Here is a 21,080-nt window from a genome sequence, read left to right as displayed (position 1 = left end):
GGACGCTCGCCTCGTCTTTACGCCGGGAACACGCCCGTCGACAGATAACGGTCGCCGCGATCACAGACGATAAACACAATGGTCGCGTTCTCGACCTGGCGCGCGATACGCAGCGCCACTTCGCAGGCGCCGCCCGACGAAATGCCGCAGAAGATTCCTTCGACCGCCGCGAGCCGGCGCGCCGTCGCTTCGGAAGCCGCCTGGCTGACGCTCTCGACCCGATCCACGCGGCTGCGATCGAAGATCTTCGGCAGATACGCTTCGGGCCATTTGCGAATGCCCGGAATGCGTGAGCCTTCTTCCGGCTGTGCGCCGATGATTTCGATGCCCGGGTTGCGCTCTTTCAGATATTGCGACACGCCCATGATCGTGCCGGTGGTGCCCATTGCGGATACGAAGTGCGTGATGCGCCCTTCGGTGTCGCGCCAGATTTCGGGGCCGGTTGCTTCGTAGTGCGCAAGCGGATTGTCGGGATTCGCGAACTGGTCGAGGATGATGCCCTTGCCTTCGCGCTGCATCTGCTCGGCCAGATCGCGCGCGTATTCCATACCACCCTTGACCGGCGTCAGCATGATTTCCGCGCCGTATGCCGCCATGCTTTGACGCCGCTCCAGCGACAGGTCTTCCGGCATGATCAGCACCATCTTGTAGCCTTTGATCGCCGCCGCCATCGCAAGCGCGATACCGGTGTTGCCGCTGGTCGCTTCGATCAGCGTGTCGCCAGGCTTGATGCGGCCGCGCGCTTCGGCCTTTTTGATCATCGACAGCGCGGGACGATCCTTCACCGAGCCCGCAGGATTGTTGCCCTCGAGCTTGCCGAGCACGACATTGTTGCGGCTGCGGATTTCGTCGTCGATCACTCGCACGAGCTGCACGAGCGGCGTGTTGCCGATCGTGTCTTCAATCGTTTTGTAAGTCATGTCGGTCGCGTACTGCTGTTGCGGTGGGTTCTGGGATGCTCAGATTCTAAACCACGCTGCGTGCCCCTGCCGGCTGGCGCCCAGATGTGCACGAGCCGTGTGCCGGTGCTTCAGTCGCGCAAAAAGCCCGCGGCTTGCGCCGCGGGAAGCCAGTCGTCTCAGTCGCGCTCGCCTCAGTCGTCCCAGTCGGGCCATCTAAGCCGAGTCGCCCAATCGACAGCTCAAAGAGGCAGATGGCGCCGCCTCTACCATGAAGAGCCCAAATGAAGCCGCAGGGCAGCGCGCACCAGCGCCGCACGCTGCCCTGAGCGGCTATTTCTTCACCACCACGGCAGGCTCGGTCTTCGCGCCGGCTGCGGGCTTGTCGCCCGCGGACGCCGCAGCCTGTGCGCCAGAAGCAGCTGCAACCGTCGCACTAGCGCCGACCGCGAGCCCTTCCGCCTGCAGGCGTTCGACCGTGTGGCCGCCCAGCCCCTTGACGCGCTTCGCAAGGTCGGACGGATCCTTGTAGGGACCGTGCGCCTCGCGCTCGTCGAGTATCGACTTGGCCTTCGCCGGGCCAATACCCTTGATGGTGCGCAACGCGTCTTCGTTCGCGGTGTTGACGTCGACCGCCGCATACGCGTGGCCGAATGCGGCCAGCATCGCCGCAGTGACAAGAATTTTTCGAAGCATGTGAAACCTCCCTCAACAACCGGCCGGTGACGATCACCGACCGAACCGTTAGTTTAGAGAGGCATACGAAATATTTACACCTGGCCGAATAGCCAACGCACGTAGCGATCGACACCTTGCTGCACGGTCAAAAACGGCGCGTCGTAGCCGGCAGCGCGCAGCTTCGTCAGGTCCGCCTGCGTGAAGCACTGGTACTTGCCGCGCAGCGCGTCGGGAAACGGCACGTACTCGATCAGCCCGCGCTGCACCTGCTCGGCCAGCGACAGCGCCGGTTCGTTGCGCAACGCGCGCAACGTATTGACCGCGCTCGACGCGATGTCGTTGAACGGCTGCGCGCGCCCGGTGCCGAGATTGAAGATGCCCGACTTGTCCGGATGATCGAAGAAGAACAGGTTCACCTTCGCGACGTCTTCGACCGACACGAAATCGCGCGTCTGCTGCCCCGCTGGATAGCCGTTGTATTCGCCGAACAGCTTGACCTTGCCTTCCGCGCGGAACTGGTTGAAGTTGTGAAACGCGACCGAAGCCATACGCTCCTTGTGCGATTCGCGCGGCCCGTACACGTTGAAATAGCGGAAACCGGCGATCTGGCTTTTCGCCTGCGGCAGCACGCGGCGGATCACCTGGTCGAACAGGAACTTCGAATAGCCGTACACGTTGAGCGGCTGCTCCACCTCGCGCTCTTCGACGAAACGGTCCGAGCCGCCGTAAGTCGCCGCCGACGACGCATACAGAAACTGCACGCCTTGCGCCAGACACGCGTCGAGCACCGCGCGGCTGTAGCGGAAGTTGTTGTCCATCATGTAGCGGCCGTTGTGCTCCATCGTGTCGGAGCACGCGCCTTCGTGAAACACCGCGCGGACCTTGCCGAAATCGCCGCGCGCGAAGCGTTCGACGAACTCGGTCTTGTCGAGGTAGTCGTCGATTTCGCAATCGACCAGGTTCTTGAATTTGTCCGCGCGCGTCAGATTGTCGACTGCGATGATGCGCTGTTCGCCGCGCTCGTTGAGCGCCTTGACGAGATTGCTGCCGATGAAGCCGGCCGCGCCGGTGACGATGAGTGTCATGGTCGTCCTGCGTGTAAAGAGGGAGTTGCACGAATCGCGACGTGCGCCGCGGCGTTATCACTGCTGTGGGCCGCTGCGGCGCGCTCGCTGCTGCTGTTTGTTGCAGGGCTTGCGCTCGCGGCGCAGGCCCGCATCAGTTGAAGAGTTCGTCGTAGTCGACGGTGGCGGTGCCGAGCTTGCCGACCACGATGCCCGCTGCGCGATTGGCCAGCGAGACCGCTTGCGCCAGAGGCAAACCCGCGCCCAGCATCGCGGCGAGCGTCGCGATCACGGTATCGCCCGCGCCCGACACATCATACACTTCGCGTGCAACCGCCGACGCGTGCAGCACGCCGTCGTTCGAGAACAGCGTCATGCCCTCTTCCGAGCGCGTCAGCAGCAGCGCATCGATGTCGAGTTCGAGGCGCAGCTTCGTCACGCGGGCGAGCAGATCGGTTTCGGATTTCCACTGGCCGACCACTTCGCGCAGTTCGGCGCGGTTCGGCGTGATCAGCGTGGCGCCCCGGTAGCGTTCCCAGTCGTCGCCCTTCGGATCGACCAGCACCGGCTTGCCCGCGGCGCGCGCCTTTTCCATCATCTTCGTCACATGCGTCAGACCGCCCTTCGCATAGTCCGACATCAGGATCACGTCGTGGCCGGGCAGCAGCGCGTCGAAGCGCGCGAGACCCGCGAGCAGCGCTTCGTGCGCCGGCGTGTTCTCGAAGTCGACGCGCAGCAGTTGCTGCTGACGCGACAGCACGCGCAGCTTGATGGTGGTCGGCAGCGCGGGGTCGCGCTCGAGGTGCGCTTCGACGCCGCTGTCGCCGAGCAGTTGCACGATGCGCTCGCCGGGTTCGTCGTGGCCGACCACGCACAGCAACCCGGCCCGCGCGCCGAGCGCCGCCGCGTTGCGCGCGACGTTCGCCGCGCCGCCCAGACGGTCTTCCTGGCGCTGCACGTGCACCACCGGCACTGGCGCTTCCGGCGAGATGCGGTTCACGTCGCCGAACCAGTAGCGGTCCAGCATCACGTCGCCAACTACCAGCACGCGCGCGCCGGCGAGGCGTTCGCGCGGCACTACACCCGCTTCGGGCACCGGCGTCGCGGTTTCGGGGATCGCGTCACGCATGGCCGGCACCGTTGGTTGGCTGGGTTGGCTGGGTCGACCCGCTTACGTACGGGCGGCCGATCGAATGATAGTCGATGCCGAGTTCGGTCATCGCGTCGGGTTCATACAGATTGCGGCCGTCGAAAATCAGCGGCGACTTCAACTCCGATTTCAGATGAACGAAATCCGGGCTCTTGAATTCCTTCCATTCGGTCACGATCACCAGCGCGTCGGCGCCGGTCAGCGTGTCGTCCTGGGTCGTCACGAAATGCAGGCGCGCGCGCGCTTCGGGCGCCTCCTGCAGGTCCATCGCGAACACGCGGCGGGCTTCGTCGATCGCCACCGGATCGTACGCGCGCACCGTCGCGCCGCGCGCGAGTAAAGCCGCGATCACGCGGCGGCTCGGCGCTTCGCGCATGTCGTCGGTGTTCGGCTTGAAGGCGAGGCCCCAGACCGCGAAGGTGCGCCCGTGCAGATCTTCGCCGAGCGTCTGCGTGATCTTGCGTACGAGCACTTCCTTCTGCTCATCGTTCACTTCCTCGACCGCTTCGAGAATGCGCAGGCCGTGCCCCGACTCGCTGCCGGTGCGGATCAGCGCCTGCACGTCCTTCGGAAAGCACGAGCCGCCGTAACCGACGCCTGCATACAGGAAGTGGTAGCCAATGCGCGGATCCGAGCCGATGCCGCGGCGCACCGCGTCGATGTCCGCGCCGACGCGTTCGGCCAGGTTCGCCATCTCGTTCATGAACGAGATGCGCGTGGCGAGCATCGCGTTGGCCGCATATTTGGTGAACTCCGCCGAACGCACATCCATGTACATCGTGCGCTCGTGATTGCGGTTGAACGGCGCGTACAGGCGCTTCATCAGTTCGCGTGCCTTTTCGCCGGGCACGTCCTCGTCGCTGCCGATCACGATGCGGTCCGGGCGCATGAAGTCTTCGACCGCGGCGCCTTCTTTCAGGAACTCGGGGTTCGACACGACCGAAAACGCCTGTTCCAGGCTGCCGGCGCGCCCGCGCGCGGCGAGCTGCTCGGCGATCACGTCGCGTACGCGCGCGGCCGTGCCCACCGGCACCGTCGATTTGTCGACGATCACCTTGAAGCCGTCCATATAGCGGCCGATGTTGCGCGCCGCCTCGAGCACATATTGCAGATCCGCGGAGCCGTCCTCGTCGGGCGGCGTGCCGACGGCGATGAACTGGATGTCGCCATGACGCACGCTGGCTTCGATATCGGTCGAAAAAGTGATGCGGCCCGCCGCGCGCGTGCGCGCAATGATCTCCTGCAGGCCGGGTTCGTGAATCGGCACGCCGCCGCTATTCAGGATGTCGATCTTGCGCGGGTCGACGTCGAGGCAAAACACGTCGTTGCCGATTTCCGCGAGGCACGCGCCGGTAACGAGACCGACGTAACCCGTGCCGATGATGGTGACTTTCATACGCTTTCCGGTAGTTGGTCCGGTAGTTAGGTCCGGTAGGTGAGGCCGGTATTCGCGCTCCGGATTCGTGCCGGAGCGCTGTTTCATTTGTCATGCGGCGCCGTCATGCGGACGCGGGGTTCGCTGTAATCGCGTTGCTGCTCGACCGGTTCGCTGCGTCAATGCGTTGCTGTCTTTACGTTTGGTTGCCGCATCGGTGCCGCATTCTGCTGCAGCATCCGGTCGCCACGCGCCGACGCTCAGCTTGCGCCAGCTATCGGCTCGACGCGGCGCGGCGCATAGGTTTCCCAACCGCTACAGCCCGGGCACTGCCAGTAGAAAAGACGCGCGCGGAAACCGCAATTCTGGCACGTATACCGCGGCAGATTCTTGGTGCGCTGGCGGATCAGCGTGCGCATCAGTTCCAGTTCGCTGCGGCGCGGCTCCTCGGCGGTAGCCTGCTGCGCTTCGAGCAGGCGCGTCATGCCGGCCAGATTCGGCGACTTCTGCATCTGCGCGCGCGCCAGCGCATGGGCGGAGTCGAGGCCACGCAGCGCGGCGACGTGCTGATAAGCGACGTCGAGCAGATCGTTCGACGGGTAGCGGTCGACCCATTGCGTCAGCAGGTCGGCGCCGTCTTCCTGGCGGCCGAGCGCTTCGTATGCCTTCATCAGCTTTTCCGCAACCAGCGGCAGATACGCGGAGTTCTGCTCCTCGACGCGCCGCCAATGCGCGATCGCCTTGTCATACTCGCCGGCGGCCGCATCGACGTCGCCGTACAGGATCGTCGCGCGCACGTTCTGCGGGTTCGCATGCAGCGCGAGATCGAGCTGGCGATGCGCCTCCTGCGGATTTTTCTGCTGCAGCGCTTCCTGCGCGAGCTCGCAATGGAATTGCGCAATCTCCCGGCCGAGCGGCTCGGCGCCCATCGTTTCGAGCTGTCGCGCGGTATCGATCGACTTGAGCCAGTCTTTTTCGATCTCGTAGATCGTCTGCAGGGCGCGCTGCGCGCCAAGCGCGTGATCGCCGCTTTGCAGCATGCGGAAGGTTTCTTCGGCGCGATCGAGCAAACCGGCCTTCAGAAAATCCTGGCCCAGCTCATACAGCGCGTGATCCCGCTCCTTGACCGGCAGATCGGAACGGCTCAGCAGATTCTGATGCACGCGGATCGCGCGATCGGTTTCGCCGCGGCGCCGGAACAGATTGCCAAGCGCGAAGTGCAGTTCGATGGTTTCCGGATCGAGCTTGACGACTTCGATAAACGCGTCGATTGCCTGGTCGGGCTGCTCGTTCAGCAGGAAATTGAGGCCGCGAAAATAGGAGCGCGGCAGGTTGGAGCTTTCCGAAAGCAGCGCCTTCAGGTCGTAGCGCGCAGCCACCCAGCCGAACGCAAACGCGACGGGTATGACCAGCAGCCACCAGAAATCGAGATCCATGCGTGTGAGCGGAAAGACGTGGACATGAGCCGCACGCGACTGCGCGCACGGCGTGAAAGGGGCTTAAATGAGCGGCGGCATCGGCGGTTCTTCGACCGGCACCGGCGTCTCGCGCGCGGTGCGCAGTTCGCGCTTCAGGCGGCCGTTTTCGAGCCGCATGCGAAACACGCCAGGCAAGGCCGACACCAGCCCGGCCAGCAAACCGACCACGAAGAACGCGAGGCCGATCAGGATCAACGGCGCCTGCCATGCATAACCGGCGAGGAAATTCAGCGTGGCGTTTTGCGTATTGGACAGTGCGAGCACCAGCAGCAGCACGAACACCAACACGCGGACCAACCAGACGATAAATTTCATTGATAAGTCTCTTGACGGCGGTTGCAGGGACGACGCCGGCCTGATGACGCGTCGCGCCACGGTGTTTGCCCGCGCCGAAGTGACCCGTATTGTAATGGAAGCCCTCGGTGGTGAGCGCACGCTCGTGCGGCGATGCAACGGCACATCGCCGGGCCCGTGCCGCCGCCGGCGAAAGCCGGAACGCCAGCGCCGCCGAAACACGGACGAAAAAAAAGCGCCTCGAGGCGCTTTTTCTGGTCTTTGCCGTACTGCCTGGCTTTGCTGCCGGCCGACGAGCCGGAGGAGCCGACGGCGCCGCGCGCATCAGACGACGCACACGGCACACGGTATTTCTACTGGTCCTCGTCCGGCGTATCGTCTTTCAGCGGCTCGCCTGCCCGCCGGTCGACGCGCTCGCGCAACTCCTTGCCCGGCTTGAAGTGCGGTACGTACTTCTCAGGTACCAGCACCTTTTCACCCGACTTGGGATTGCGCCCAACGCGCGATGGACGGCGATTCAGGCCGAAGCTGCCGAAGCCGCGAATTTCGATGCGATGGCCGTTGGCAAGCGCCTCCGACATCGCATCGAGCATCGTCTTCACCGCGAAATCCGCATCTTTCAAAACAAGCTGCGGAAATCGCGTAGCCAGCTGGGCGACCAATTCCGATTTGGTCATTCTGCAGCAGACCTCTCAGGACTTACTGGTTCTGGCCGTCGAGCTTGGCCTTCAGCAGCGCGCCCAGGTTCGTCGTGCCGCTTGCTGCCGCGTTGGTATCGGACGCCAGGCCGCGCATCGCTTCCTGTTGTTCGGCCGAATCCTTCGCCTTGATCGACAGGTTGATGCCGCGCGACTTGCGGTCGATGTTGATGATCATCGCATTGACCTTGTCGCCTTCCTTCAGCACGTTGCGAGCATCTTCGACGCGGTCTTGTGCGATTTCCGAAGCACGCAGGTAGCCTTCGACTTCCGCGCTGAGCGTAACTACCGCGCCCTTCGCATCCACGGCCTTCACCACGCCGTCGACGGTCGAACCCTTGTCGTTCATCGCAACGAAGTTGCTGAACGGGTCGCCTTCGAGCTGCTTGATGCCCAGCGAAATGCGTTCCTTCTCGACGTCGATGCCGAGCACGACCGCTTCCACTTCGTCGCCCTTCTTGTACTTGCGCACGGCTTCTTCGCCGGTTTCGCTCCACGACAGGTCCGACAGGTGAACCAGACCGTCGATGCCGCCCGGCAGACCGATGAACACGCCGAAGTCGGTGATCGACTTGATTGCGCCCTGGATCTTGTCGCCCTTCTTGAAGTTGCGGCTGAAGTCATCCCACGGATTCGGCTTGCACTGCTTCATGCCGAGCGAGATACGGCGGCGGTCTTCGTCGATTTCGAGAACCATGACTTCGACTTCGTCGCCCAGCTGCACAACCTTCGACGGTGCAACGTTCTTGTTGGTCCAGTCCATTTCCGACACGTGGACGAGGCCTTCGATGCCCGATTCCACTTCGACGAATGCGCCGTAGTCGGTGATGTTGGTGACCTTGCCGAACAGACGCGTGCCCGACGGGTAACGGCGCGAGATGCCTTCCCACGGATCGTCGCCCAGTTGCTTGATACCGAGCGAAACGCGGTTCTTCTCTTGATCGAACTTGAGGATCTTCGCGGTGACTTCCTGGCCAACCGACAGCACTTCGCTCGGGTGACGCACACGACGCCATGCGATGTCGGTGATGTGCAGCAGGCCGTCGATACCGCCGAGGTCCACGAACGCGCCGTAATCGGTGATGTTCTTCACCACGCCTTCGACGATCGCGCCTTCCTTCAGCGTTTCGAGCAGCTTGGCGCGCTCTTCGCCTTGCGTGGCTTCGATCACTGCGCGGCGCGACAGCACGACGTTGTTACGCTTGCGGTCGAGCTTGATGACGCGGAATTCGAGCGTCTTGCCTTCGTACGGGGTCGTGTCCTTGACCGGACGCGTGTCGACCAGCGAACCCGGCAGGAACGCGCGGATGCCGTTGACCATCACGGTCATGCCGCCCTTCACCTTGCCGGTGATGGTGCCGGTAACGAGTTCGTTGTTGTCGAGGGCTTTTTCCAGCGACAGCCACGAAGCGAGGCGCTTCGCCTTGTCGCGCGACAGGATCGTGTCGCCATAGCCGTTTTCGAGCGCGTCGATCGCGACCGAAACGAAGTCGCCCGCCTGCACTTCTACCTCGCCCGCGTCATTCAGGAACTCTTCGAGCGGGATGTAGGCTTCGGACTTGAGACCAGCGTTGACGACCACGAAGTTGTGGTCGACACGCACGACTTCGGCGGAGATCACTTCGCCGGCGCGCATGTCTTGCTTGGTCAACGACTCTTCGAACAGAGCCGCAAAAGATTCGGTATTCGGGGTAGAGGTTTGCAGGTCGGACATAAAAATCTGAATTTGCATGGCTGTTTCGCGTTGCTACCGGTCTTGCTGATCGAGACTCGGCAATATGCAATCGGGCGAAGGCCACACGGGGTTAAAGGGTTAACAAACACGCCCCGCCATTTCCGGAAATGCGGGGCACCAACTCCACTGCTTAAAGTTCTACTGCTTTGGCATTACTGCTGGATTCTGCTGCTTTGCGACTGCCGATTCGTACCACTGCGCCACCTGAGCGACGGCCTCGTCGACCGACAAGGTGGAGGTATCGAGCAGCTTTGCATCCGGCGCAGGCTTGAGCGGCGCGGCTGTGCGCTGACTGTCGCGCTCGTCGCGCGCCCGCAAATCCCGGAGCAAGTCATCCATATTAGCAGAAAAACCTTTTTGGATCAATTGCTTATGCCGGCGGGCTGCGCGTGCCTCGGCGCTCGCGGTCAGAAACACTTTCAGGCCGGCGTCCGGGAAGATCACCGTGCCCATGTCGCGGCCGTCGGCCACCAGCCCCGGCTCCTTGCGGAACGCGCGCTGGCGCGCGACCAGCGCGGTTCGCACGGGGCCATGCACGGCAATCGCCGAGGCCCGGTTGCCGATTTCCTCGGCGCGAATTTCGGCCGACACGTCCGCGCCATCCAGTTGGGCAATCCCTTCGCGAAACGTAATGTGCAGTTCGCCAATCAGCTTCGAAAGAGCTTCTGCATCGTCCGGCGCGATGTCGTAGCGCACACTCGCGAGCGCCGCCAGCCGATACAGCGCGCCGCTATCGAGCAGGTGGAAGCCGAGCTGTGCGGCCACCAGTGCGGCCACGGTGCCTTTGCCGGAGGCAGTCGGGCCGTCGATCGTGATGACGGGCGTCTGGTGAAATGGCCGGGTGTGTTTCATCTAATGTATCGGGTCAGTCGCGGGTCAGTCGGCGGCGGCTCGTCGAGCACGCTCAGGGTTGCGCGAGCGCGATAAAGCGCTCGAAGTAATCGGGGAACGTCTTCGCGACGCATTTCGGATCGTTGATGCGCACCGGCACGCCACCCAGACTCACCAGCGAGAAGCACATCGCCATCCGGTGGTCGTCGTAGGTGTCGATGACGGCGTTCGGCGTCAGTTTTGCCGGCGGCACCACCACCAGGTGGTCTTCGCCTTCGGTGACGGTCGCGCCGACCTTGCGCAATTCGGTCGCCATCGCGGCGAGGCGGTCGGTTTCCTTCACGCGCCAGCTCGCGATGTTGCGCAGCGTGGTCGCGCCGTCGGCGAACAGCGCAGCCACCGCGATCGTCATCGCGGCGTCCGGGATCAGGTTGAAGTCCATGTCGATCGGCTCAAGCTTGCCGTCGTCGCGGCCCACGCCGCGCACTTCGATCCAGTCTTCGCCCATCAGCACGTTGGCGCCCATCCGGTTCAGCGCGTCGGCAAAACCGACGTCGCCCTGGATGCTGGCGCGGCCGACGCCCTCGACCCGCAGCGGCCCGCCGCCCAGCACGCCCGCCGCCAGAAAGTACGACGCCGTCGACGCATCGCCTTCCACCATGATCCGGCCCGGCGATTGATAGCGCACGCCAGCCGGCACCGTGAAGCGGTGCCATTCGTCGCGCTTCACCTCGATGCCGAAGCGCGCCATCAGCTTGATCGTAATTTCGATATACGGCTTCGAGATCAGCTCGCCATCCACTTCGATGACCGTCACGCCGCTGTCGGTACGCACCAGCGGCAGCGTCATCAGCAGCGCGGTGAGGAACTGGCTCGACACGTCGCCACGCACGCGGATCGGCCCGTCGACCTTGATCGGCGCCGAGCGGATGCGCAACGGCGGATAACCGTCGTTTTCCTCGTAGTCGATCTGCGCGCCGATTTGCCGCAGCCCGTCGACGAGGTCGCCGATCGGCCGCTCGTGCATGCGCGGCACGCCGTGCACGCGGTAGTTGCCGCCGTTGACCGCGAGCGCCGCCGTCAGCGGGCGCACCGCGGTACCGGCATTGCCGAGAAACAGGTCGGCGGTTTTCGCGGTAAACGCGCCGCGGGTGCCGGCCACCACGCAGGTGTCGCCGTCGCGCTGCAGCTTCACGCCGAGCTTTTCGAGCGCGGCGAGCATCACGCGCGTGTCGTCGGAATCGAGCAGGTTCGTGATCGTCGTCTCGCCCTCGGCCAGCGCGGCCAGCAGCAACACACGGTTCGAAATGCTCTTCGAGCCGGGCAAACGAACCGTGCCGGACGCACGGGAGAAAGGTCCGAGATCGAGGTAGTCCATGAGGGGTCCAGGTTTGCTGTTATTTCGCCGGCTCGGTGCCTGCCGGGCCGGGGGGCGCCGCGTGCGCCTGCCAGTCGCTGCGCGCAGCGCGCGAGCGGGCGAACACCGCTTCGAGCGCGGCGCCGTCGCCCGTTTCGATCGCTTGCCGCAATTGTGCGAGCACCGCCGTATAGCCGTCGAGTTCTTCGAGCAAGGCCGCGCGGTTCGCGACGCAGATGTCGCGCCACATTTCCGGGCTCGACGCCGCGATCCGCGTGAAATCGCGGAAACCGCCCGCCGCGAACCCGAAGCGCAGCGCGGCATCAGGTGTGCGGATGATCTGTTCGATGTAGGCGAACGCCAGCACGTGCGGCAGATGACTGACCGACGCGAGCACGCGATCGTGCTGCGGCGTGGCCATCTCATGCACCCGCGCGCCGGCCGCGCGCCACAGGTCGGCTACCCGCGCCACCGCGGCCGGCGAATTCTCCGGCAGCGGACACAGGATCACGTTACGGTCGACATAAAGATCCGGCAAGGCCGCATCGACGCCGCTCGCTTCGCGGCCGGCGATCGGATGCCCCGGCACGAACTGGCCGATCCGTTCGCCGAGCGCCGCGCGCGCCGCCGCAACGACATCCGACTTGGTGCTGCCGGCGTCGGTGACGAGCGTCGCCGCGCCGAGGAACGGCACGATGCGCTCGAGCAACGGCTGGGTCTGCGCGACCGGCGCCGCGAGCAGCACGAAATCGGCACCTTCGAGCGCCGCGGCCAGCGCTGCGTCGTCGTCGAGCGTGGCCGCGCCGTCGATCACGCCGAGCTCGAGGGCCCGCGCGCACGACTGCGGCGAACGGCCGACGCCGATCACCTTGCGCGCGCCCGCCGCCGCGCCGCGCTCACGCAACGCGCGCGCGAGCGAGCCGCCGATCAGCCCGACGCCGAAAATCACCAGTTTTTCAAAAGAGAACGCAGCCACGTGAAATCGCATTAAGGGCGCGCCGGCAGGTCTGGTTCCGGCACGCGAGTCGATGTGAGGCGCTCAGACGGCTGCAAGCGTCTTTTCGAGCGCCGCGAGGAATGCGTCGTTTTCTTCGGGCAAGCCGATCGACACGCGCAGCCACTGCGGCAAACCATAACCGCCGACCGGACGCACGATCACGCCCTGCTTCAGCAGCCCGAGATTGACGCGATTGCCGGCGTCGTCGTCGTTGCCGACGCGCACCAGCACGAAGTTGCCGTACGACGGCACGTATTCGAGGCCGAGCTTGTCGAACGCCTCGGTCAGGCGGCGATAGCCTTGCGCATTGAGCTGCGCGCTCTTCTCCAGAAACGCCTTGTCGTTCAGCGCGGCCACCGCGGCGGCCTGCGCCAGCGTGTTCACGTTGAACGGCTGACGCAGACGGTTCAGCAGATCGGTCAGATGCGGCTGCGCGATCGAGAAACCGACGCGCAATCCGGCCAGACCGTAGGCCTTCGACAAGGTCCGCGACACCAGCAGGTTCGGATAGCGGCGCACCCATTCGATCGAGTCGTAACGGTGCTCTGGCCTCAGGTATTCGGTGTAGGCCTCGTCCAGCACGACCACCACGTGGCTCGGCACTTTCGCGAGGAACGCGTCGAGCGTCGGGCCATCGATGAAGGTGCCGGTCGGGTTGTTCGGGTTGGCGATGAACACGAGACGGGTGTCGTCGGCGATCGCGGCCAGCATCGCGTCGAGATCGTGGCCGTACTGCACTGCCGGCACCACGATCGCGCGCGCGCCGAGGCCTTGCGTGGCGAGTGCGTACACCGCGAACGAGTACTGCGCGTAGACCACCGACTGCGTCTTCTCGACGAACGCATGGGCGGCCATCTCAAGAATGTCGTTGCTGCCGTTGCCGAGCGTGACCCACTCGGGCGGCACGCCGTAGAGCGCGGCCAGCGTGGCCTTTAGTTCGAATGCGTTCGAATCGGGATAGCGGCCGAGTTCGCTCGCGGCCTGCGCCATCGCGCGCTGCGCGGACTCGGGCATGCCAAGCGGATTCTCGTTCGACGCGAGCTTCACGATGCGTGCTTCGTCGAGACCGAACTCGCGCGCCACTTCGGAAATCGGCTTGCCGGCGACATAGGGCGCAATTGCGCGTACGTAGGAAGGACCGTAGGTAGTCATGTGTAACTCCGGATCGACGATCTGTTGGATGTGTCTATGTTGGGCTGCGCGACGGTGCTGCTACCCGGCGCCGCTATCGGCGGCAGCAGCGAGCAATGCAGGATGCGTCAGATAGCAACAGACGCGGCACGCATTGTGCATCCGGCTGGCGGGTGCGCGCGCACCCCGCCCGCTTATCGCGCACGCGGATACGAGCCGAGAATCTTCAGCAACGCGGCTTTCTGCCCCAGCTCCGCCAGCGCGGCCGCCACGTGCGGCTCGTCGCGGTGGCCTTCGACATCGATGTAAAAGTAGTACTCCCACGTGCCGACGCGCGCCGGACGCGACTCGAAACGCGTCATCGATACGCCGTGGCGCGCGAGCGGTTCGAGCAGCTTGAACATCGCGCCCGGCTCGTTGGCCACCGATACGATCAGCGACGTCTTGTCGTAGCCGCTCGCGCCGGTCGGCTGCTTGCCGATCATCACGAAACGGGTTCGGTTGTGCGGATCGTCCTGGATTAGCGCGGACACGATCTGCAGGCCGTACTGCGTGGCGGCACGGTCGCCGGCAATCGCGGCGATGCTGGGATCTTCCGCCGCCATGCGCGCGGCTTCAGCATTGCTCGAGACCGCCTGGCGCTCGAGGTGCGGCGCGTTCGCCGACAGCCAATGCTGGCATTGCGCAAGCGCCTGCGCATGCGCGCATACGCGCTTGACGCCGGCGAGATCGCCGCTTTGCGCGAGCAGATTGTGGTGGATCGGCAGCGCCAGCTCTCCGCCGATCAGCAACTGCGTTTGCAGCAGCAGATCGAGCGTGCGCGACACCGCGCCTTCGCTGGAATTCTCGATCGGCACCACGCCGAACTCGGCCGCGCCCGCTTCGACCGAACGGAACACTTCGTCGATCGACGCGCACGCGAGCCCTTCGACCGACTGGCCGAAGTATTCGTGCATCGCCTGCTCGCTATACGTGCCGGCCGGCCCGAGAAACGCGACGTGGATATCCTGTTCGAGCGCACGGCTCGCGGCCATGATCTCGCGCCAGATCGCGCTGATATGGTCGTCCGCGAGCGGCCCGTCGCTCATTTCCTGCAGCCGCGCGATGACCTGCTGCTCGCGCTCCGGGCGAAACACCGGCGCGTTGAAATGCTTCTTGACCTCGCCCACTTCGAGCGCAACGGCAGCCCGCTGGTTGAGCAGCGCGATCAGCTGCGTATCGATCACATCGATCTTTTCGCGCAGCGGTTTGAGTCGTGAGTTGAGTTCGTCGTCCATGCTTGTGACTTGCAACGGCTTGATGGGCAGATGCGCTGCACACCACACCGTAGCGTGCCTGGCAAAATGCGCGTCAAAAGAAGCGCGCCCCCGAGCGGATCTTGCTCCGCTCAGGCGCTGCGCCGTTCGAATTCCTTCATGTACTCGACCAGCGCCTTGACGCCTTCGAGTGGCACCGCGTTGTAGATCGACGCCCGCATGCCGCCGACGGACTTGTGGCCCTTCAGCTGCACCAGCCCGCGCGCCTTCGCGCCGGCCAGAAAATCTTCGTTGCGCGCTTCGTCGGCGAGGAAGAACGGTACGTTCATCCGCGAGCGCACGCCGCGCTCGACCTTGTTCAGATAAAAGCTGCTGGCATCGATCGTGTCGTACAGCAGCGTCGCTTTCTCGACGTTGCGCGCCTCGATCGCGGCAAGGCCGCCCTGCTTTTTCAGCCATTTGAACACGAGCCCGGCGATGTAGATCGCGTAGGTGGGCGGCGTGTTGTACATCGAGTTGTTCAGCGCGACCGTCTTCCATTCGAACGCCGACGGGCAGACCGGCATCGCGTGGTCCAGCAGATCCTCGCGCACCACCACGACCGTGACACCCGCCATGCCGATGTTCTTCTGCGCGCCGCCGTACAGCACGCCGTACTTCGCGATGTCCATCGGACGCGACAGGATGTGCGACGACGCGTCCGCCACCAGCGCAATGTCGCCCAGATCGGGAATCTCGAAGGTCTCGACGCCGTGGATCGTCTCGTTCGTGCACAGATGCACGTAAGCCGGGTCAGCCGACAGCTGCCATTCGGCACGCGCCGGCGAACGCGTGAAGCCGTCTGCGGTCTGGCCGCTCGCGGCGATATGCACGCTGCCGTACTTCTTCGCTTCGTTGAGCGACTTTTGCGACCACGAACCGGTGATGATGAAATCCGCGCGCGGCTTCGTGCCGAACAGGTTCAGCGGCACGATCGCGTTTTCGCCGAGGCCGCCGCCCTGCAGAAACAGGATCTGGTGGCTCGCCGGCACCGCCAGCAGCTCGCGCAGATCCAGCAGCGCTTCTTCGTGGATCGACATGAACTCTTTGCCGCGGTGGCTCATCTCCATCACGCTCATGCCGCTACCGCGCCAGTCGAGCATTTCGTCGGCTGCCTGGCGCAGCACTTCTTCGGGTAGCGCCGCGGGGCCGGCGGAGAAATTGAACACGCGCATCGAGAGGATCCCGGAAACAGGCGCGCGATGGGCAAAAGACCGGATTCGCGCCCAGAAAAGAAAACGCCCAAAAACAAAACGGCCGTCTGCGCGCTCGCGCAAACGGCCATTATCGCATCGCCGCCCGGAACCCGCTACGCGGATGCCCGTCGGCGCGTCGACAGCAAGCTTACTTGGCTGCCGGCTTGACCGAAGCGACTTCCTTGTCCGCCTGATCGCGCGTTGCCTTGATCGATTGCGGCATGTACTTCTGCATCAGACCGTTGACCACGTCGCGGCCCACCTGATCTTGCACGGCGATGAATTTCTTGCCGGTCTGGCTGCGGTAGAACGCCGTCAGATCCTTGATTTCGCCGATGCTGTAGTACTTCGCGTACGCGTCGTACTGAGCTTGCATCGCGTCCTGGCGGAACGAATCGGTAGCGAACACCTGACCTGCCGAGTCAACCAGCTTCGGCACAGCGTTCTTTTGCAGCGCCGGCACCGAAGCCTGCTTCTGCTTGTCGTTCAGCGACTTGTTTTCCGACAGCGCGTCCGACAGGATGGCCGGCACCAGCTGCTTGGCTTGCATCTGCGCGCTGTTGCCGATCGCGCCGACCAGCTTCTGCGCGTCGATCGCGTCGAGCAGGTCCTTGATCGCGGCCTGCTTGGCCGGATCCACCGGAGCCGGGGACGTCACAGCCGCCGGGGCCGCATTCGGATCCTGGCTCTGCAGTGCCTGAGCCATCGCGAAGGTCGGCACGAACGCGGCCAGCAACATCCACAGTTTGAATCGTTTTTGCATCACTACTCCCTAAGAGAAATTAGTCCAAACGCTTGCCGCACTGCTCGCGCACCGGCATCTTCCGATGCCCTGGATGCGCGTCACGCGGCTTGACTCGTTACTTGAAAAGCATCGACGCGATTCAGGCGTTTTCGCCGCCGTCGCCGTTGACACCGCCGTCAGGCGTTTCATCATCCCCGCCGGTGCCGGTTTCGGCCGGACCCTCGGCTTCGCCGTCTACGTCGGCTTCCGCTTCGGCAATATGCTGCAGACCGGAAAGCTTGGTGCCTTCATCAAGGCTGATGAGTGTAACACCTTGCGTGGCGCGCCCCATTTCGCGAATCTCCGACACCCGGGTGCGGATCAGCACGCCGGTATCGGTGATCAGCATGATCTGCGCTTCCTGATCGACCAGCGTTGCGGCGACAACCTTGCCGTTGCGCTCGGAGGTCTGGATCGCGATCATGCCCTTTGTACCGCGCCCATGACGCGTGTATTCGGAGATCGGGGTGCGCTTGCCGTAGCCGTTTTCGGTTGCCGTCAGTACCGACTGCTGCTCGTCGCCGGCCACCAGCATCGCGATCACCCGCTGGCCGTCTTCGAGCTGCATGCCGCGCACGCCGCGCGCTTCGCGGCCCATCGGGCGGACGTCGTTTTCGTCGAAGCGCACCGCCTTGCCCGAATCGGAGAACAGCATCACGTCGTGCTGGCCATCGGTGATCGCGACGCCGATCAGGTAATCGCCGTCATCCAGACCGACCGCGATGATGCCCTTGCGCAGCGGCCGGCTGAACTGCTCGAGCGGCGTCTTCTTGACGGTGCCGAGCGCGGTGGCCATGAATACGTATTTGTCTTCCGTGAAGCCCTTGACCGGCAGCACCACGGTAATCTTTTCGCCGTCCTGCAGCGGGAACATGTTGACGATCGGCCGGCCGCGCGAATTGCGCGAGCCTTGCGGCACCTCGTACACCTTCACCCAGTAGACCCGGCCGCGATTCGAGAAGCACAGGATGTGGTCGTGCGTGTTGGCGATGAAGAGCGTGTCGATCCAGTCGTCTTCCTTCATCGACGTCGCCTGTTTGCCGCGACCTCCGCGCTTCTGGGCGCGATATTCCGACAACGGCTGCGATTTCACGTAACCGGTGTGCGACATCGTGACCACCATGTCCTGCGGCGTGATCAGGTCTTCGGTGTTCAGCTCGGTTGCGTTCATCTCGATCTTCGAGCGGCGTTTGTCGCCAAATTCGCTCTTGATCGCGGTGAGTTCGTCGGTGATGATCGCAGCAATGCGTTCGGGCTTCGCGAGAATGTCGAGCAGATCGGCGATCTGCGCCATCACCTCGCGGTACTCGCCGATGATCTTGTCCTGCTCGAGACCGGTCAGGCGTTGCAGACGCATCTGCAGGATTTCCTGAGCCTGCGTGTCCGACAGCCGGTACAGGCCATCGCCCTGCATGCCGAACGCAGCGGCCAGACCTTCCGGCCGGTACGCTTCGCGGCCGCCCACGGTCGAATTCTCGGTTTCCGCACGCTGCAGCATTTCGCGCACGAGCGACGAATCCCATGAACGGGCCATCAACTCCTGCTTGGCGATCGGCGGCGTCGGCGCGGCCTTGATGATGCTGATGAATTCGTCGATATTCGCGAGCGCGACGGCCAGACCTTCGAGCACGTGGCCGCGCTCGCGCGCCTTGCGCAGTTCGTAGATCGTGCGCCGCGTCAGCACTTCGCGACGGTGCGCGAGGAAATGGAACAGCATTTCCTTCAGGTTCAGCAGCTTCGGCTGGCCGTCGACCAGCGCGACCATGTTCATGCCGAACGTGTCCTGCAGCTGCGTCGCCTTATATAGATTGTTGAGAATCACCTCGGGCACTTCGCCGCGCTTCAGCTCGATCACGACGCGCATACCGCTCTTGTCGGATTCGTCGCGGATATCGGAAATGCCTTCCAGCTTTTTCTCGTTGACCAGCTCCGCGATGCGCTCGAGCAGCGAACGCTTGTTCACCTGATATGGCAGCTCGTCGACGATGATCGCCATGCGCTGGCCGCGATCGATTTCTTCGAAGTGCGTCAGCGCGCGCATCACCAGACGGCCGCGGCCGGTGCGATAGCCATCGCGCACGCCGGTCACGCCATAAATAATGCCGGCGGTCGGGAAGTCGGGCGCCGGGACGATTTCGATCAGCTCGTCGATCGTCGCGTCCGGGTTCTTCAGCAGGTGATGACAGGCGTCGACGATCTCATTCAGATTGTGCGGCGGGATGTTGGTCGCCATGCCGACCGCGATGCCCGACGAGCCATTGATCAGAAGATTCGGGATACGCGCCGGCAGGATGCCCGGCTCGTTTTCGCTGCCGTCGTAGTTCGGCTGGAAATCGACGGTTTCCTTGTCGATGTCGGCGAGCAGCTCGTGGCCGATCTTCGCCATGCGGATTTCGGTGTAACGCATCGCCGCGGCGTTGTCGCCGTCGACCGAACCGAAATTGCCCTGCCCGTCGACCAGCATGTAGCGCAGCGAAAAGTGCTGCGCCATCCGCACGATCGTGTCGTACACCGCGGTGTCGCCGTGCGGGTGGTACTTACCGATCACGTCGCCGACGATACGCGCCGATTTTTTATACGCGCGGTTCCAGTCGTTATTCAGTTCGTGCATCGCGTAAAGTACCCGGCGATGCACCGGCTTCAGGCCGTCACGGACATCGGGAAGTGCGCGCCCTACGATCACGCTCATCGCGTATTCGATGTACGAGCGGCGCATTTCCTCCTCTAGGGAGATAGGCAGAGTCTCTTTGGCGAATTGATCCATGTGCGTGTCGTAAACGTGCGGGTACGTGCAGGTGAGCGAGCGGCAGCCAGCAATTGATTAGCCGGCGTGCAATTTTTGCGCAGCTTACGCTCAGTTTACATATCGTAAGAAAGCCGTAAAATTGTGCCCCGCGGCGGCGCTGTGATTTCAGCGCATCACGCGATTCTACCATGCCACGCATCCGCGCTCGGCCGCGTACGTATACCTATTAGAGGAACGCCCCGCGAAGGCGCCTGGAGACGATTTTTACAGCGCTAGCGGGTCCGTTTTCTGCTCCGTGTGCGCGGCGCTCAAGCTGTGTGCAACGGTTGTTGCGCATGCACCACATTCGACAGGGGGTGGAAATAGGGGAAGGATTTTTTTATCGTCGGAAGGGAACGATATGGCAAAATGCCAACGCAAATGCCTAGACGCGGCTCGATGTATGGACTGAAACGTCTTTTGTTCCGCACCAATGTTATACTTCGAGCAATGTATGACTTGTCTAGGGTCAACAGGCTCGCAGTAAACCTGCGGTAATCTCAATTTCGAGAGGAGAAATATGAATAAACTTTCAAAGCTCGCGTTCATTGCGGCTACCGCAGTGATGGCCGTGTCGGCCTCGGCGCAGTCAGTGCCGGCCTCGCGGCAGGCTGTCAACGACAACTGGGTGAATGGTACCGGCGAATACGTGTGGATGAACGGCACGAACGAACTGTGCTGGCGCGACGCGTTCTGGACGCCGGCAACGGCTAACGCAAAGTGCGACGGCGCACTGGTCGCTCAGGCTCCGACCCCGCCGGCACCGGCAGCTCCGGCAGCTCCGGTCATCACGAGCCAGAAGATCACGTATCAAGCCGATACGCTGTTTGACTTCGACAAGGCTGTCCTGAAGCCGGCTGGCAAGGCCAAGCTGGATGATCTCGCATCGAAGATCCAGGGCCTGAACCTCGAAGTGGTGGTCGCCACGGGTTACACGGACCGTATCGGTTCGGACAAGTACAACGACCGTCTGTCGCTGCGTCGTGCTCAAGCTGTGAAGGCCTATCTGGTCAGCAAGGGCATCGAAGCCAACCGTATCTACACGGAAGGCAAGGGCAAGCGCGACCCGGTTACGACGGGTTGCAACCAGAAGAACCGCAAGTCGCTCATCGCCTGCCTCGCACCGGATCGTCGCGTGGAAGTCGAAGTTGTCGGTACTTCGAAGCAGTAAGCAACAAAATACCGCAGCATCGAAGCCCCGCCACGGCGGGGCTTTTTTTATCGATTTTTAATCTTTTTGTCGCATTTTTGTCGCGCGAGGCGTTGTGCAGGTCATCGGGCAGACTTTCCCGCGCATCGAACTCGACACCGCGATCCGTAACAGCCAATAGCA

At 63.5% G+C, this 21,080-nt stretch carries 18 protein-coding genes; 1 reads left to right on the top strand and 17 read right to left on the bottom strand.

The window, feature by feature from the left end; all coding sequences use genetic code 11:
- Positions 1 to 17 precede the first annotated feature (17 nt).
- The 17 genes from cysM to gyrA all read right to left on the bottom strand — a co-directional run bounded on the left by cysM (position 18) and on the right by gyrA (position 19,726).
- Positions 18 to 920, bottom strand: coding sequence for a cysteine synthase CysM (gene cysM / locus ACYVNQ_RS28315; RefSeq protein WP_460907092.1), 903 nt, complete (start codon positions 918 to 920; stop codon positions 18 to 20).
- A gap of 312 nt (positions 921 to 1,232) precedes the next feature.
- Positions 1,233 to 1,595, bottom strand: a complete 363-nt coding sequence (locus ACYVNQ_RS28310; RefSeq protein ID WP_460907090.1) for a ComEA family DNA-binding protein — start codon at positions 1,593 to 1,595, stop codon at positions 1,233 to 1,235.
- Between the two features lie 74 nt (positions 1,596 to 1,669).
- The gene (gene rfaD, locus ACYVNQ_RS28305; RefSeq protein WP_460907088.1) at positions 1,670 to 2,662 is read right to left on the bottom strand and encodes an ADP-glyceromanno-heptose 6-epimerase; all 993 of its coding nucleotides are present in this window, start codon (positions 2,660 to 2,662) and stop codon (positions 1,670 to 1,672) included.
- Positions 2,663 to 2,795: 133 nt separating this feature from the next.
- On the bottom strand, positions 2,796 to 3,770 hold the full coding sequence (gene rfaE1, locus ACYVNQ_RS28300) for a D-glycero-beta-D-manno-heptose-7-phosphate kinase (RefSeq protein ID WP_460907086.1): 975 nt from the start codon (positions 3,768 to 3,770) through the stop codon (positions 2,796 to 2,798).
- The gene (locus ACYVNQ_RS28295; protein ID WP_460907084.1) at positions 3,763 to 5,187 is read right to left on the bottom strand and encodes a UDP-glucose dehydrogenase family protein; all 1,425 of its coding nucleotides are present in this window, start codon (positions 5,185 to 5,187) and stop codon (positions 3,763 to 3,765) included. Before ACYVNQ_RS28295 ends, rfaE1 begins: the two co-directional genes overlap by 8 nt.
- Positions 5,188 to 5,426: 239 nt before the next feature.
- Positions 5,427 to 6,602 carry a lipopolysaccharide assembly protein LapB gene (gene lapB / locus ACYVNQ_RS28290; protein ID WP_460907082.1) on the bottom strand — a complete coding sequence of 392 codons (1,176 nt, stop codon included), beginning with the start codon at positions 6,600 to 6,602 and terminating at the stop codon, positions 5,427 to 5,429.
- Between the two features lie 63 nt (positions 6,603 to 6,665).
- Positions 6,666 to 6,959, bottom strand: coding sequence for a lipopolysaccharide assembly protein LapA domain-containing protein (locus ACYVNQ_RS28285; RefSeq protein WP_460907080.1), 294 nt, complete (start codon positions 6,957 to 6,959; stop codon positions 6,666 to 6,668).
- Between the two features lie 332 nt (positions 6,960 to 7,291).
- Positions 7,292 to 7,615: an integration host factor subunit beta gene (locus ACYVNQ_RS28280; RefSeq protein ID WP_460907078.1), complete on the bottom strand. Its 324-nt coding sequence runs from the start codon at positions 7,613 to 7,615 to the stop codon at positions 7,292 to 7,294.
- A gap of 22 nt (positions 7,616 to 7,637) precedes the next feature.
- A complete protein-coding gene (gene rpsA, locus ACYVNQ_RS28275) occupies positions 7,638 to 9,368 on the bottom strand; it encodes a 30S ribosomal protein S1 (protein WP_460907076.1) in 1,731 nt (576 codons plus the stop codon).
- A gap of 141 nt (positions 9,369 to 9,509) precedes the next feature.
- Positions 9,510 to 10,223 carry a (d)CMP kinase gene (gene cmk / locus ACYVNQ_RS28270; protein ID WP_460907074.1) on the bottom strand — a complete coding sequence of 238 codons (714 nt, stop codon included), beginning with the start codon at positions 10,221 to 10,223 and terminating at the stop codon, positions 9,510 to 9,512.
- 52 nt (positions 10,224 to 10,275) lie between these two features.
- Positions 10,276 to 11,580 carry a 3-phosphoshikimate 1-carboxyvinyltransferase gene (aroA, locus tag ACYVNQ_RS28265; protein WP_460907072.1) on the bottom strand — a complete coding sequence of 435 codons (1,305 nt, stop codon included), beginning with the start codon at positions 11,578 to 11,580 and terminating at the stop codon, positions 10,276 to 10,278.
- Positions 11,581 to 11,599: 19 nt separating this feature from the next.
- Entirely contained in the window at positions 11,600 to 12,547 is a 948-nt protein-coding gene (locus ACYVNQ_RS28260) for a prephenate dehydrogenase (RefSeq protein ID WP_460907070.1), read from the bottom strand.
- 51 nt (positions 12,548 to 12,598) lie between these two features.
- The gene (gene hisC / locus ACYVNQ_RS28255) at positions 12,599 to 13,708 is read right to left on the bottom strand and encodes a histidinol-phosphate transaminase (RefSeq protein WP_460907068.1); all 1,110 of its coding nucleotides are present in this window, start codon (positions 13,706 to 13,708) and stop codon (positions 12,599 to 12,601) included.
- A gap of 173 nt (positions 13,709 to 13,881) precedes the next feature.
- A complete protein-coding gene (gene pheA, locus ACYVNQ_RS28250) occupies positions 13,882 to 14,964 on the bottom strand; it encodes a prephenate dehydratase (RefSeq protein WP_460907066.1) in 1,083 nt (360 codons plus the stop codon).
- 110 nt (positions 14,965 to 15,074) lie between these two features.
- A complete protein-coding gene (gene serC / locus ACYVNQ_RS28245; RefSeq protein WP_460907064.1) occupies positions 15,075 to 16,157 on the bottom strand; it encodes a 3-phosphoserine/phosphohydroxythreonine transaminase in 1,083 nt (360 codons plus the stop codon).
- A 169-nt stretch (positions 16,158 to 16,326) separates the two neighbouring features.
- Positions 16,327 to 16,941, bottom strand: a complete 615-nt coding sequence (locus tag ACYVNQ_RS28240; protein ID WP_460907062.1) for a DUF2059 domain-containing protein — start codon at positions 16,939 to 16,941, stop codon at positions 16,327 to 16,329.
- A 121-nt stretch (positions 16,942 to 17,062) separates the two neighbouring features.
- A complete protein-coding gene (gene gyrA / locus ACYVNQ_RS28235; protein ID WP_460907060.1) occupies positions 17,063 to 19,726 on the bottom strand; it encodes a DNA gyrase subunit A in 2,664 nt (887 codons plus the stop codon).
- A 541-nt stretch (positions 19,727 to 20,267) separates the two neighbouring features.
- Here gyrA and ompA point away from each other — a divergent pair.
- Positions 20,268 to 20,918: an outer membrane protein OmpA gene (gene ompA / locus ACYVNQ_RS28230; RefSeq protein ID WP_460907058.1), complete on the top strand. Its 651-nt coding sequence runs from the start codon at positions 20,268 to 20,270 to the stop codon at positions 20,916 to 20,918.
- Positions 20,919 to 21,080: the final 162 nt, after the last annotated feature.

Source organism: Paraburkholderia jirisanensis (genome assembly GCF_054782355.1).
The sequence above is the reverse complement of the archived record's forward strand: the minus strand, read 5'-3'. Positions and strand labels throughout refer to the sequence as shown.

Coding starts and splice junctions, on each gene's coding strand:
- cysM (WP_460907092.1), bottom strand. CDS start 920: ATGACTTACAAAACGATTGAAGACACGATCGGCAACACGCCGCTCGTG.
- ACYVNQ_RS28310 (WP_460907090.1), bottom strand. CDS start 1,595: ATGCTTCGAAAAATTCTTGTCACTGCGGCGATGCTGGCCGCATTCGGC.
- rfaD (WP_460907088.1), bottom strand. CDS start 2,662: ATGACACTCATCGTCACCGGCGCGGCCGGCTTCATCGGCAGCAATCTC.
- rfaE1 (WP_460907086.1), bottom strand. CDS start 3,770: ATGCGTGACGCGATCCCCGAAACCGCGACGCCGGTGCCCGAAGCGGGT.
- ACYVNQ_RS28295 (WP_460907084.1), bottom strand. CDS start 5,187: ATGAAAGTCACCATCATCGGCACGGGTTACGTCGGTCTCGTTACCGGC.
- lapB (WP_460907082.1), bottom strand. CDS start 6,602: ATGGATCTCGATTTCTGGTGGCTGCTGGTCATACCCGTCGCGTTTGCG.
- ACYVNQ_RS28285 (WP_460907080.1), bottom strand. CDS start 6,959: ATGAAATTTATCGTCTGGTTGGTCCGCGTGTTGGTGTTCGTGCTGCTG.
- ACYVNQ_RS28280 (WP_460907078.1), bottom strand. CDS start 7,615: ATGACCAAATCGGAATTGGTCGCCCAGCTGGCTACGCGATTTCCGCAG.
- rpsA (WP_460907076.1), bottom strand. CDS start 9,368: ATGCAAATTCAGATTTTTATGTCCGACCTGCAAACCTCTACCCCGAAT.
- cmk (WP_460907074.1), bottom strand. CDS start 10,223: ATGAAACACACCCGGCCATTTCACCAGACGCCCGTCATCACGATCGAC.
- aroA (WP_460907072.1), bottom strand. CDS start 11,580: ATGGACTACCTCGATCTCGGACCTTTCTCCCGTGCGTCCGGCACGGTT.
- ACYVNQ_RS28260 (WP_460907070.1), bottom strand. CDS start 12,547: ATGCGATTTCACGTGGCTGCGTTCTCTTTTGAAAAACTGGTGATTTTC.
- hisC (WP_460907068.1), bottom strand. CDS start 13,708: ATGACTACCTACGGTCCTTCCTACGTACGCGCAATTGCGCCCTATGTC.
- pheA (WP_460907066.1), bottom strand. CDS start 14,964: ATGGACGACGAACTCAACTCACGACTCAAACCGCTGCGCGAAAAGATC.
- serC (WP_460907064.1), bottom strand. CDS start 16,157: ATGCGCGTGTTCAATTTCTCCGCCGGCCCCGCGGCGCTACCCGAAGAA.
- ACYVNQ_RS28240 (WP_460907062.1), bottom strand. CDS start 16,941: ATGCAAAAACGATTCAAACTGTGGATGTTGCTGGCCGCGTTCGTGCCG.
- gyrA (WP_460907060.1), bottom strand. CDS start 19,726: ATGGATCAATTCGCCAAAGAGACTCTGCCTATCTCCCTAGAGGAGGAA.
- ompA (WP_460907058.1), top strand. CDS start 20,268: ATGAATAAACTTTCAAAGCTCGCGTTCATTGCGGCTACCGCAGTGATG.